Raw genomic sequence first — 13,211 nt, 5'->3', positions numbered from 1 at the left:
CTCCTAACTGTTCTCCGTTTCCCAAGGAAGCCGCCCCGTTTCTGCATAACGGAAGATGGCTGATTGGTTATCCGGATCTGAAAACATCGCTTGATTTTCGGCTAAAGCAATGGATTTCGAACGATGAACAAGGTCGTTTAAGGAATCCATGTATTTTTTATAGCGGATGACTGCTTTTTTCGACAGCGGGCGGAGGCGCAGCAAATGCTTTCTCAGCTCTGTTGCTGAGTCCGGGACGCATACGTCACAAAGTCCCCATTCAAGCGCCTGGCGTGCCGGCACGGGCTTTGTCATGATCGTCATATAATGCGCCTTTTGAAATCCGATTCTTTGAATTAAAAACGGCAGAACGCAGGCTGGATAAAGTCCGAATAACAGTTCAGATAAACTGAACGAAGCATTCTCCTCTGCAATAACGATATCGCAGGCGGCGGCAAAACCGACACCTCCCGCATTTACTTTTCCGCGGACGCGGGCGATTGTGATGTACGGCCCGGATTTTAATGCCAGCCACAAACGGTAAAGCGGCTCCTGCGATTCCGCATGCTGCATTCCCTGCCTCATTTTCCGGTACATCTCATCAAAATCCGCCCCGAAACAAAATACCTCCGGCTGCCCTTCAAGCACTACGGAGGTCACGGAGTCTTCACATTCAGAAAGAACGTGCAGGCATTCCTCCACTAAACGCTCATTAATCGTATTGTTGGCTTCAGGCCGATCAAAGGTGATGAAGCAGACATTTTGCTGAAAACGGACGTTTATCGTTTCATAGGTCACGGGATCCACCTGTATTTCCGATGAAATTCCGTGATTTCTTCCAAATACAAACGAGGGCTTCCGGTATGATGGTCTAAAATGTTCGGAATCATATTCACATCCAATTTGACATTCCGGGTTCCAAACTTCACCAAACCGCTGCCTTTAAACAGTTCTTCATATTCTTCCATGGACAGCCTGTATCTGTTGTTCAAGTGCTCTTCTATTTTGAAAGAATGCTGCCGCGTTTGTCCTTCAGGCGTCACAACGCCGCTGTAAAATTCTGAACAGCACCCGGAGCCGTACGAAAAACAGCCGATCCGCTTAGAAGTGTCGAATGCCCCTTGGTCAATCGTGCTTGCAAGAGCCAGTAAAGAGGCTGCCCCCATAATGTTTCCGACTCTTTGGCAGTAGCGGAGCCCCGGCTCTACTCTGGCTTGAAAATCCTGTTCGATTTCAGCGTTTTTCGCTTTTGCAAGCTTGCGCATCATCGTCCGGTGGGCTCCTTTTACCATGCCGCCAAACGGTGTATGGAAGGCTAGATAGTGAAACGTCTCTTTATAGTCAGCGCCCGGCACACGGTTTTTGTACTCGCGAAATGTCTGTTCACAGCAATCGAGATAAGACATCAATGACAAGTCGGCGTCACCGGCTTCACTGTCCGGGATCGGACGGCATGTATCCATTACCTCATAGCCGTAATAGCCGTTGGCGCCCGCATCCGCCTGAAATACAATGGGATTTTCACCGATCAATAAGGCGACGGCACCCGCTCCGGCGCTCGGTTCTGCGTAAGACCAATCCTCGCTTAACGCATCGCCGCCTTCGGCAATTAAAAACCGGGAAATATCCGTCGCGACGACAAGCGCCTTCGCTCCGGGGGATGTCTGCGACAAAATAAAATTAAGCGCCATCTGCAAGCCCGCCGTTCCTGAATAACAGGCTTGCTTCAGTTCAAATAAACGGCAGTTCCGGTTGAGGCCTAAGTGATCATGAATATATGTACTGAGTGATTTTCCGAAGTCGATGCCGGACTCCGAGCAGGTAATCAGCAGCTCGATTCTGTCTTTTTCAGCCTCTGTCAATCGGTCGATAATCGGCTTTGCCGCGTTAACGCCGAATGTAACGGGGTCTTCGTACGGAAGCGCCACCGCTTTTTCTTTCATCAGTAAATTCTCAAATCTGGCAGGGTCTAAGTTTCTGTACTCCGCCAGCTGCATGACATCAAGGTATGCCGTCCCGCCAAACACATTTATCGCTTCTATTCCGGCAGCCGCCATGAACTTCGCCTCCAATATGAATTTTGAGTTTCCGATTGTTTCACCGCTTTATCAGACAGCCTGTACCTTTTCATAAAGCTTTTCCGCCAATTCGCCGATGTTTGACACTCCCGTCAGCTCAACACGCGGGATCTGCAGTGATAATTCTTCAAGCATCATCGTGATAATTTCGGCGCGGTCTACTGAGTCCGCCCCCAGATCAACTAACCGGTCTTCCTGTGAAAGCTGTTCGCCTTCTAAATCAGGCAAAACCTCGTAGATTGTGTTCTGCAGCAATTCAAAGATTCTTTCTTTACTCATTGTCAGTTCCTCCCTGTTTCATCTTTTATGAATATTCCATGTTTTCAATCTATCATTTCGTCTTGTCAACACGTTTGCAAAAATGAACCTAACTTCTGATTCAAAAGCGAGGCCGTCTCTTCCATAAGCCGCATGCCGATACCATCGGCATGGCGGTTTTTCCAGGACTCCAGCTCCGTACCTTTCACCCATTGATTGAAGGCGCCTAATGCCGGGCCGCAATGAATCTGGAAGTCTACCTTGGCATCCGGGTCTCCTTTAATCGCCGAAGCAGAACTTTGCCTGAAATACCATTTGAATATGAGCGCCATTTTCTGTTTCGGATTCCGTTCGGCTTTTGAAATGTCTTCATTCGAATAATGAGCCTTCACTTTGTCATAAATACTGCTTACACTTGCCTTAAAATACTTCTCTTCTATTTGTCTGAGTGTCTTTTCATCAATTTCTTCAATTGAGCGGTGACGTTGATACAGTTCATGCAGCTTAGAGGCGCGGGTCGGAAAGAACAGCCCTTTCTTTAATACCTGCACCTTGCTGCCTGATTCAAACATATCGCCGGCCGGCGCGTAGGCCGTGTCCTGTACATTCATCTGCTGCAGGAGGTCCTTTACGAGGCCGCTCGTCGCTGCTTCAACGGTGCATTGGTTAATAGAGCCGGTCACAATAAAATCAGCGCCGAGCATAAATGCGGCCATGGCAGCCTCGGGCGTTCCGATTCCCCCTGCGGCTCCGATGCGGACGGTTTTGCCGTATCGGTATTTTTTCATCATGTCATCTCGTAAACGGATGATCGCCGGCATGAGGCTGTAAGCAACTCCGCCGTCAGTGTGGCCGCCTGAATCAGCCTCTACGCAGATGTCATGCGCAACAGGTATTTCCCTCATCAGACTTGCTTCTTCTGCGGTAATTTTGTTTTCGGCTGCAAGTTTCTGCAGAATGTGATCAGGCGCCGGGCTGAGAAACGCTTCCGCTACTTCCGGACGGGACAGCTTGGCGATAATCCGCTGACGCGCTATTATTTGTCCGCCGGCACCGCGTTTTAACCCCTTAGCGCGAAACCTTACTAAAGCGGGAGTAACCGTTAAAAACGCTGATGCTTCCAAGTTCTGAATCCCATGCTTCAATAAAAGATCAATCATTTTTTCTTCTGAATCTGTATGCTTCATATTATGTACAACATTTATGCCGAAGGAACCGCCGTCACGAAGCTCATGCTGAATTGACAAAATAGCGTCCTCAACGTGCACGATGTTCAAACCGCCCGTTCCGAAAAAGCCCATCATTCCTTTTTCGGCCAGTTTGACGACCATTTCCTTCGAAGAAATTCCGCGGTACATGCCGCCAGCCAAGTAGGCGTATTTCAATTGATAATCGCGCTTAAACTCTTCATTCCCTAAAGACGCCGCTGTAATTGAGCTTTTTCCAGCCTCGGCCGGGACTTTGATTTCATCTGTTATCGGCTCCGCTTCAGCCGTAATTCTTTGAATCAGCCCCGTCAGCACTTTTCCGGGCCCGATTTCCTCAAAGCTCATGTTCTTTCTTCCCATTAAGAAACGGATGCTGTCTGTCCAGTTCACAGATCCTGTTATTTGTCCGGTGAGTGTCTCTTTCAGTTCTCTCTGCTCATAGGGTCTTGCCGTCACATTTGAAATGACCGGGATGGACAGCGGCTTAAAATGGAAAGATTCAATAAACTGTGAAAACTCTTCCTTCGCTTCCAGCATGTATCTGGAATGAAAGGCGCCGCTGACATTTAAGCGGTGAACCATTTTTACGCCGTTTACGGCTTCAAAAACGGATGCGGCTTTTTCAATATCTTCTTTATATCCGGAAATGACAATTTGCTGCGGTGTGTTCATGTTGGCGATATCAATCATATCCAAGTGATTTTCTCTTAAAACATCCGTCACCTGCTCATGAGTCAGGCCGATCACCGCTGTCATGCCGCCTCCTTTTGCGCGGCTCATCAGTTCGCCCCTTTTTTTGACCAGCTGTAAGCCTTCTTCAAAATCAAAGGCGCCCGAAGCGTATAACGCGTTATATTCGCCCAAACTGTGTCCGGCGGTAAAATCCGGTTTCAAGCCGGTTTCTTCTGTTTTTTTCAAATAACTGAGGGCATTGACGACATAGAGCGCCGGCTGAGTGAATTGAGTCTGATTGAGACGTTCTCCGTCCCGGCACAGCTCCTGAATGGAATATCCGAGAATGTGATCGGCCTTTGCGGTTAATTCAGGATAGCAGCCGAACAGGTCCTCTCCCATCCCTACTTTTTGCGAGCCTTGGCCTGGAAAAACAAAGCTGATCATCTTACAGTCTCCTTCCGGGCGGTGATAAAATGCTGTCTTCTATTTGCTGCAAATGTGTTTGTTCTTTATGAAACGGCGTCATAATGGCACGGATGCGTTCAGCCGATCCTGCAGGAAGAATCTGTTTGGCAAATGCGGCCAATGTTCCGGAAGGCCCGGCATCAATATACAATCCTTTTTGGCGGCTGTCTGCGAATTGAAGCGCTTCGCGGAATCGAATCGGCTTTCTTACGATATCCCAGAAAAAGTCCGCTTGTATATCGGTCTCAGCCTCTCCGGTCGCACTGGAGATGTACGGTATAAACGGAGTCCGGATTGATTTCTGAGCTAAAAAGCGCTTGTACGGCTGTTCCGCCTGATCAACCAGCGCTGAGTGAAACCCGTAAGATACCGGCAATAGCTGATGAGGAATCTGCTTTTCTCTCAGATCGTCCATGATCTTTTTGATATGTTCCCGCTCTCCCGAGATGACAAAGTGAGAATGATAGTTTACAGATGCCAATTCACTATGTTCGCCGAGCAGCGGATCATCTTGATATAAAGCCGGATCACCCAGTATCGCAAGCATGCTGCCGTTACGGCAAGTTTCCGTAACGATTCGGGCCTGTTCCAGCACGCAATCTAAAGCATCCTCGGCGCTCAGCACGCCCGACACAGCGGCCGCTGCATATTCTCCGAGGCTTGCTCCGATCACATAATCGGGACGTATGCCTCTTTGCTCCAAAGCATATGCAAGTGCGTACTCAGCCATGAAAATGGCAGGATGGCTGAAAAGAAGGCGGTCAAATGGATCAGACAGACGATTGCCTGTATGATACATCTCTTTTAGGACAGAGTAACCGAAACGACTGACTGCAAAATTGTCCAAGTCAAGCATTTTCTGCCGAAAAGCGGCGTTATGTGCAAACAGCTCTTTCCCCATTTGATAGTATTGGGAACCCTGTCCAGAAAACATGAAAACAATTGGCTGGTTCATCTGTTCTCCTTTTTGCTCTTTATTTTTTCAAAATATTGATTTGTGAGTTTTTCGTGATGTCGTGTGCAGGTGAAGTGGTCGTGATGTTGTATGACTGGCACTATTGTGTGAGATAAGAATTTTGTCTTGCGTTCCGCTACATGGCGGGTGAAGCTTCAGTTTCTTTTTTGATGCGGTGAATAAGTCCTGTCAGCACATGACCCGGGCCGACTTCTTCAAATTCCATCCGCCCTTTGTCCAGCAGAAAGCGGATGCTGTCGTTCCATCGCACTGAATGGTCGATCTGATCGGCAAGAACGGAGTGGATTCCGTCTTGCTCATAAGGTCTGGCATGCACATTAGAAATGACAGGAATTGATATAGCAGAAAAATGAAATGACTGTAAAAATTTTTCGAACTCTTGTTTCGCTTCACTCATATATCTCGAGTGAAAAGCGCCGCTTACGTTTAACGGATGAAACATCGTAACGTCTTTTAATCCTTCGAATACGCTTTTGGCTCTTTCAATGTCTTCTTTGCGTCCGGATATGACAACTTGGTGAGGAGAATTCATATTGGCAATATCAATCGTATGTAATCCGTGCGTTTGAAGGGCGTCTGACACTTGATCTGCAGTTAACCCCATAACAGCGGCCATTTTTCCGTCAGTGGCCATACTCATTAATTCGCCTCTTTTACGGACAAGCTGCAGACCGGTAATAAAATCAAAAGCACCTGCTGCAAACAGCGCATTATATTCTCCCAAACTGTGGCCGGCCACATAATCCGGCTTTATGTCATTGTCTTGGATTTTTTTCAAATAGCTTAACGCGTTTACAACATATAAAGCAGGCTGGGTGAACTGCGTCTTGTGAAGGTTGGAATACGGATTCTCAAGACAAAGCCGTTTCATAGAATATCCGAGTGTTTCATCAGCCTGCTCCGTTAAGTCTTTAAATTCATCAAACAATGAGCTCCCCATTCCCTGCTTTTGAGAACCTTGTCCGGGGAATAAGTATGTGATCATTTTCTCAGCCATCCTTTCTCGGATTCAGATAAGAAGCATGTTCAAGTTGATAGTAACTTCACAAAAATACCATGTCAAGTTAATTTATCCTATGCGAACTCCTGAATAATGCCTATTTTTCCCTGTCGGAAGGCGGACTCAGGGCTTTCGGAATAGGCGTAAGCAGAATGTCCCATCCGGCCTGCCCGGCGTTCTCTTCCGCAAACTCCCGTTACTCAGCCATTCATCACCAGAAATCTAGTAATAACTACCATTTCATTTCAGAAGTTCCTTGCCTCAAAAGAAAAGCTAGTTAGATAGAACTAAATTACACATTACTTAAAATGAAACAGCCCTTTTTGATTTTTTCTGTTGCGGAAATTCACAAAATGTTCTTTTTTTTCAATCTGAAAGTAAATATTGTTTTTCAAAAGACTCTCCATTTTTTGACCCGGCTTCTCCCCGAAGGAGTGCCCCGGATACACACGCACATGCGGCGGAATGGAGGCTTTGATCCTCTGTATACTGTGAAACATATCTTCAGCTGAGCTGCCCCTGTCCTCACATATACCGCACCCTTCTGTAAACACGGTGTCACCGGTAAAAAGATGATCAGATAGCAAATAACACATTCCCCCGGCCGTATGTCCCGGGGTCAGTATACTTCTGATGATAAACCCTCCGGCCGCAAAGGTTTGACCGTCTTCAAGCGCTATTAAGTTTCTGCACCGGAATTGATAGAAATCGATTTCCGCCGACGACATGTATATATCAGAATGATAGATTTGCTGAAGCGGCTCCGCCAAGTTTACATGGTCATAATGCGAATGTGTTAATAAAATAGCTGATAAATCAACATCCAATTCATGAAGTTTATCGGTTATTTTATCGATTTCCCAGGACGGGTCCACCGCTATCGCAGATTTTTTTGAGCGGTCTGCGATAATATAACAATAGTTGGACCACATCTGGTGATAAGTTTTGATTTGATGCACTTCATATGTATGATCCATTGTCACCATTCCCATTTAAAAGATCCGGGCAGGCTGCTGCCGCCGCCCAGCCGACTGTAACCACTTTACCAGATGACACCACGTTTTTCCATGGATTTTCCGGTAAAGATAAAAAACTGTTCAAATCAACCAAAAGAACCAGCCGAAGTTTTTAAAATTTGTTATCGTAGTATATAAGGAAATAAAAATATTCATTTACATGAATATTTTAGGAGATTTTATTCAGAAAATGAAGAATGGTATAATTTTCGGATAAAAAGAAAGAAAAACAAATCGAGTTTTTGTTTTGAAAAGAATTGTCTCGAAGCAGCCTGAGAGGATACTCAGTCTTTAAATGACATTCAATCTTGATTCTTATTTCAATCCTTTTCTTCAAGCTAAACTAAACCCATACGGCTTCCTCAAAATATATCAGAATACCTTAGCTCCTTACACCGAATTTCAATGTTATGCTTATGTGTTGGCATTAACACACAATTCAAAATTAGAAAAATACGACGTGATTCACACACAAGATGTTGTTTCTTCACTTTCTTGGAACAGCCGGAGCATTTTCCCCTGAGTAATCTTTTATGCTAGAGATAAAGCATCTTCTGGACCAAATGGCACGTACGCCGCTTGATGGATTACTTAAACTCTTATGTTTTCCCTTTAAACGGGACTATTGTTGGTGATTATCAAATTTAACCTGTGTTAAGCTTTAGACGGGAGGTAATTATGGAAAATAAAAGAAACGCTGAACCGAATCCAAAAGCTATAAGAATTCTAACTTACATCATTCCTATAGTTTTAATAGGGCTTATCCTTGTTCTTAAGAATATTAATACCGCAGCAGCAGAAATTTCATTTTATATTGTTGCTGTCGGTGTGGTTCTCTTAGTGGTTTTCAGTTTAATCAAAAATAGAAAAAACCGCAGGAAGAACTAAATGTAAGGGGGGCTAATTACTAGTCCCCCTTGATTCTTGCACATTGTCAGCTCACCATATTCCAATTTTATTTAAATTCTTCCCCCATGTCTTCCCCTGTGAATTTGTAAGAGTAGGTACTCGTATAACCCATGATAATCATGTAGCTTTCCGATTACTTTTATAATCATTTGACCCTATAAACATTGGCGGAAACATTAAAACAAGTTTAAATCTTGGTCCCCCCTGATGTTGCTCAATATTTTCACCACTTGCTCATGATCTTTTCGGTAAGTCCTTTTGACATTCCCCTCATTATATTAACCTCGGATAAACTATATCAGAACTTAAATTCTCGGAGAATTCTTAACGAAATTCATTTTACTCCGGGCTTCAACATGGTGAAATTTTGAATAACATTTTATCGCGAAAGGATAAGATCATGAAAATTTTTGAAGCAACCACCCTGCTTTCTGCCGCCAAACAACGCGCAATTGAATACAAAGAATTGCGCAGCCAAATGACGAGCCTTAAAAAGGCGTTCCAAGGCATGGCAGACCTGGGTGACAGTGATTTTTCGGGCAAAGGCGCCGACAACATCAAAGCTTTATTTCAAGATCACGCTGGCGTCACAGATGAATGGCTTGAATTAATTGATATGAAAATTGCGTTTCTCACAAGCATAGAAGCTATGATTGAAGATGCCGGCCTTTCAGACTCTTATGTGGAAGAATCTTTCCTTGAACATGAATTGACAAACGCACTTGATAAATCAAAAGCGATTATGCAAGAGCAGCGTAATGAAATGAAAGGTATCCTGGATGAAATCGCAGATATACTGCCGCTCTCTTTTCAACCGATAACGTGGATCAAAAATTAGATGATTCTGATACAACAAAAAGAGATACAATACATAAAATTGGTGAGCTGGATAACAACCTTTCAAATGAATATGGGCTGTCAGAAGCTAATGAGGCGTTTATTATAGCGGATTTTCAGGCATTACAGGATGCGACAGGTAAAGGCAAAAACGCCACCCCGCTCAACTATAATGCCAAGGCGTATCGGGAAAGTGAAATCCACCAGATGCAAGCAGGATTACATAAGCAGTCATCCGAATATCTTTCGTTCAAAAAGCAGCAGGCTGAAGAGCGGAGAATCGCCAAGGAACAGGAAGAGCTTGCAAATAGACCCTGGTACGAAAAAACGTGGAACATTGTATGTGATTTTACAGGTGAGGTTACTGGATATTATGATTATAAAAGGGCCGCTGATGGAGTTGACCCCGTCACAGGTGAAAAACTCACTACCGGTCAGCGAGTCGCAGCAGGAGGAATGGCTGCCGCTGGTTATGTTCCTATTGTCGGCTGGGCCGGCCGTATCTTTAAAGGTGGAAAGGCAATCTATTCAACTGGAAAAGCAATTTACAAAGCAGATAAAGCGCTCGAAATATATAAAACTCCAAAAACCTTCCAAGCTCTCCGGCATTCGGAAAAAGGACTATACGGGCTTGCGTCAGCTAATGGATTCAGTGAGGCAGTAACTGGCCGGGATATGTTCGGGAATAAAGTATTTGATGAGAGACAGAAAAATGGATTCCATCAAGCATTAGCTGCAATCAGTCCTATAGGTATGATTGGAACGGGAAAAGTTTTAAAAGCAAATGCAGGAACAGGAAAACCTTCTAACCTGTTTAGAGGAGAAAATTTCCCCTATGCTGCAAAAAGGGAAAATGGCATCGCCAAATCTTATATATCACCTGAAACCGGAAACTTAATACCTGCTAACATAAGTGGAATGTATAAAGGTCGTCAGGTAACTGTAACGGAACATATTTTAGGAGGATATAGAAGAGGCGGAAAATCAAATAGTCCATACACCAGCTTTACAGTCAACAAAAAGATTGCAAAAGGTTATGGGGATCATACTATTGAATTGGACATATCCTCTCTTCGAAAAGCAATACGCTCTGGTAAGCTAAAAGGAGTTGCCATCCTTAACCCTAAACAAATTGAGAGACTTATAAAAAACGATACGAGACAAACAGACAATTGGAAAAATAAAGCCCTCAAATGGACAAATAGAGATACTGAGTATTTTGTTAAAGGTGAGATACCAAAAGAATACTTCAAAATGTTTTCTAAGGAGTGACGCTTATGTTTCTTTACTATCAAAATGAGTGTTTAGGTAAAATAGAAGGGGTTGCAGTTGAAGGGCCTTGGGCTTATGGCAAGATCATCCCTAATGACAAGATGGAAAACTTCAAGGACTTCTTTAGAGCTGTAATAGATGAAGATGACCCCTTTGCAATTGAGAAGTTTGACGATAATCTATTAGACGATGATAATTGGTTTATTGTTGATGATGAGCAAAAAAGAGTAGGAATTTCCCTGCCCGGAATCTATGAAGAAGATAATGAAATAAATTGGAGATGGAGATAAACCGGATTAGGGTCCTCATAAAGAGAGGGCCTCTTTTTGATTTCAAATTGTACTCCGCAACTTTCGTCGTCGGACCAACAGGAAAATGCAGCACATACACCCTCTAAATCACTGGAAGCTTGCCGGCATTACTTAAATAGCTTGTCCTGATTGATTAAAAGCTTGGTAAAGTAACAAATCTAAAGTTGCCGCGATCTGGTCATTCCCTCACCTCAGCTGTCTTCCGGCTATAGCACGGCCCGCAGAGAGGCTGCCAGTTACCCGAGTCCCAGAATAGTTTTTTGTCGCCTTTATGCGGAACGATATGATCGACAACTGTAGCCGGGGTTCTTCTCCTTGCATTAAGCAGGCGCCACATAACGGATGCTTGGACAGGTAACTAGCACGGGCCTGCCTCCACTTGCCGTTATACCCTCGTTTGGCAGCAGACTCCCGGTATTGATCATAGGCTGGCTTGGTTCGCTTGTGCTGTTCGCAGTAGCCCTCTCGCGATAGGTCGGGACAGCCGGGTTCATTGCATGGTTTAAGTGACTTCTTCATACATCCTCCTTCTGAAAACATAAAAAACCTCTCTTAAAAAAGAAAGGCTAAAGATCATTAATATAATTATATAACCAAATGTGTTATATTTTCGCTTAGTTTAATTCTAATTCTTCAGCTTTTTCAACATATATGTTTTTAACTTTATCACCAGTCAAAACTTTCCCTTTTTGTATTTCTTGTTTAGTTCGACTCCATTCAGACTTTAAAATCACTTGTTGGAGCTTCAGTATTTCCCGGTTATGCTCCAATACTTTATCTCGATCAAAATCTTCTTTAGTAAGTAACGAAAGTACGGTATTGATTTCTTCAATAAGTTTCTTGGCATATTCCTCTGATGGATTGACTAATAATACAATATTGTTTTTTAATCTCCTTATCGCTGCAATATTTTCAGCGAAATTATAATCCTTATACGAGACTTTTTCACTCTTCAGATACAAACTCCATTTAAAACTATGTATAAATATAAGATCGTTAATTGCTACAAAATTATCCCTCATTTTATTTACCCATTCAATTCTCTGACTACTTATTGTGTCCACTATAGAAGTCCTTCTTGCATTCTTCATTTGAATCACTATGGTTATAATACCAGTCACAATAGAAACAACGCCTGCAATAATAGCAGCGGTTATAACTTCATTCATTTTATCTCCTCCTTCCATGTTTATCGGTAAACAAAACAGAAATGAAATAGTTTTACGAAAAATGTCGAACGAAAAAAGCGCCTCCCGATTGGGAAAGCGCTGCCTGTTTATTACCTATTACCATAATACCTCGCCTAACGAAAAATGGTTTGCCGTTATTCTGCCCAGTTTGTGCCTTTTACTATTTATCATTTATAAATCTTAAGAACTTCATTTCTTTTAAACTATCTTTAAACATTAAAAATTGAAGTGTCAAAATAATTAATGCTATTACTAGTATTATTATTGTATGTATTACCTGAGCAGTCCGAGAAATAGCTTCAATAGAATCTCGTTCAACAAGACCAATTATCATTATGGTTTGAACTACCACAGTCCACAATACAAACACTTGAGAGCGTTTCTTTATAGTATTATCTGTATAATTTTTAAAAGACTTTATACCTTTAATGATTCCCTTTATATCATGAGAATCCTTGTTATCTGTATGTAAAACCTCTATTGCGACTCCATCTCCGGGATCTAAATAGTCAAATTCTATGTGCAATATATTAGGCTCATTAGAACTATGTTTAATTGAGATGTCATTTGTTAAATTAGTTTGATTTAAGATTGTCGCAGAAATAATTTCCTCACCGCTATTAACTTCAAACCTTATAGGGTCTTTCCCGGCTATATCTTGACCATTAATTGTCTCGTTCCCGTTATTTCTAATCTTGATTATTGTATTATTTAATGTTTTGACAGACTTACCTTTAATGTTAATCTCAATATCTTCAGCTGCAAAATTGTCTTTTCCAATAACTCTACGAGTACTAAGCAAATATGCAAAATCACGTTTGATTTTTCCCTTTGAATAGGAATAAACCGCAAATATTATTCCGAAAATTCCTATTAATGAACCGACCCATCCTTGACTAAACAAATCTATAAATTTGTCCATAAGCTAACACTCCCAAAGACATAATATTAATAATAATGTACATATTAATCCAAATAATAGCAACATGGTTATCCATACAATCCACGAATTACCCATATGTTTTATACTGTGCAAC

At 42.8% G+C, this 13,211-nt stretch carries 11 protein-coding genes and 2 pseudogenes; 3 read left to right on the top strand and 10 right to left on the bottom strand.

All coding sequences use genetic code 11. The features are described 5' to 3' along the window. Positions 1-3: 3 nt before the first annotated feature. From HWY38_RS09745 to HWY38_RS09715, 7 genes are all read right to left on the bottom strand, one after another. Positions 4-777 carry an enoyl-CoA hydratase/isomerase gene (locus HWY38_RS09745; RefSeq protein WP_039063120.1) on the bottom strand — a complete coding sequence of 258 codons (774 nt, stop codon included), beginning with the start codon at positions 775-777 and terminating at the stop codon, positions 4-6. Next, positions 774-2,036 (bottom strand): hydroxymethylglutaryl-CoA synthase family protein, encoded by a 1,263-nt coding sequence (locus HWY38_RS09740; protein ID WP_032874965.1) that lies wholly within the window; start codon positions 2,034-2,036, stop codon positions 774-776. The genes HWY38_RS09745 and HWY38_RS09740 overlap by 4 nt, the downstream gene beginning before the upstream one ends. Positions 2,037-2,087: 51 nt before the next feature. Further along, the gene (locus HWY38_RS09735) at positions 2,088-2,336 is read right to left on the bottom strand and encodes an acyl carrier protein (RefSeq protein WP_012117592.1); all 249 of its coding nucleotides are present in this window, start codon (positions 2,334-2,336) and stop codon (positions 2,088-2,090) included. A gap of 65 nt (positions 2,337-2,401) precedes the next feature. Next, the gene (gene fabD, locus HWY38_RS09730) at positions 2,402-4,642 is read right to left on the bottom strand and encodes an ACP S-malonyltransferase (protein ID WP_224181720.1); all 2,241 of its coding nucleotides are present in this window, start codon (positions 4,640-4,642) and stop codon (positions 2,402-2,404) included. A gap of 1 nt (position 4,643) precedes the next feature. Further along, positions 4,644-5,618 (bottom strand): acyltransferase domain-containing protein, encoded by a 975-nt coding sequence (locus HWY38_RS09725; RefSeq protein ID WP_224181719.1) that lies wholly within the window; start codon positions 5,616-5,618, stop codon positions 4,644-4,646. 136 nt (positions 5,619-5,754) lie between these two features. After that, positions 5,755-6,624, bottom strand: a complete 870-nt coding sequence (gene fabD / locus HWY38_RS09720) for an ACP S-malonyltransferase (protein WP_032874959.1) — start codon at positions 6,622-6,624, stop codon at positions 5,755-5,757. Between the two features lie 314 nt (positions 6,625-6,938). Continuing rightward, a complete protein-coding gene (locus HWY38_RS09715; protein ID WP_003154103.1) occupies positions 6,939-7,616 on the bottom strand; it encodes an MBL fold metallo-hydrolase in 678 nt (225 codons plus the stop codon). 717 nt (positions 7,617-8,333) lie between these two features. Between HWY38_RS09715 and HWY38_RS09710 the strand changes: the two genes are divergently transcribed. The 3 genes and pseudogenes from HWY38_RS09710 to HWY38_RS09700 all read left to right on the top strand — a co-directional run bounded on the left by HWY38_RS09710 (position 8,334) and on the right by HWY38_RS09700 (position 10,963). Beyond that, the gene (locus HWY38_RS09710) at positions 8,334-8,543 is read left to right on the top strand and encodes a hypothetical protein (RefSeq protein WP_032863736.1); all 210 of its coding nucleotides are present in this window, start codon (positions 8,334-8,336) and stop codon (positions 8,541-8,543) included. Between the two features lie 421 nt (positions 8,544-8,964). After that, positions 8,965-10,673 (top strand): annotated as a pseudogene (locus tag HWY38_RS09705) (ribonuclease YeeF family protein). Positions 10,674-10,678: 5 nt separating this feature from the next. Then, the gene (locus tag HWY38_RS09700; RefSeq protein WP_224181718.1) at positions 10,679-10,963 is read left to right on the top strand and encodes a hypothetical protein; all 285 of its coding nucleotides are present in this window, start codon (positions 10,679-10,681) and stop codon (positions 10,961-10,963) included. Positions 10,964-11,162: 199 nt separating this feature from the next. Here the strand turns inward: HWY38_RS09700 and HWY38_RS09695 are convergent. The 3 genes and pseudogenes from HWY38_RS09695 to HWY38_RS09685 form a co-directional block, all read right to left on the bottom strand. Further along, positions 11,163-11,503, bottom strand: a pseudogene (locus HWY38_RS09695) (HNH endonuclease signature motif containing protein). Positions 11,504-11,598: 95 nt separating this feature from the next. Next, positions 11,599-12,153 (bottom strand): hypothetical protein, encoded by a 555-nt coding sequence (locus HWY38_RS09690; RefSeq protein WP_224181717.1) that lies wholly within the window; start codon positions 12,151-12,153, stop codon positions 11,599-11,601. A 181-nt stretch (positions 12,154-12,334) separates the two neighbouring features. After that, positions 12,335-13,096: a hypothetical protein gene (locus HWY38_RS09685; protein WP_224181716.1), complete on the bottom strand. Its 762-nt coding sequence runs from the start codon at positions 13,094-13,096 to the stop codon at positions 12,335-12,337. Between the last annotated feature and the right edge of the window lie 115 nt (positions 13,097-13,211).

Origin of the sequence: Bacillus sp. KS1 (assembly GCF_020075515.1) — a bacterium.
Classification (GTDB): Bacteria; Bacillota; Bacilli; order Bacillales; family Bacillaceae; genus Bacillus; species Bacillus velezensis.
This window is presented reverse-complemented; position numbering and strand designations above follow the sequence as displayed.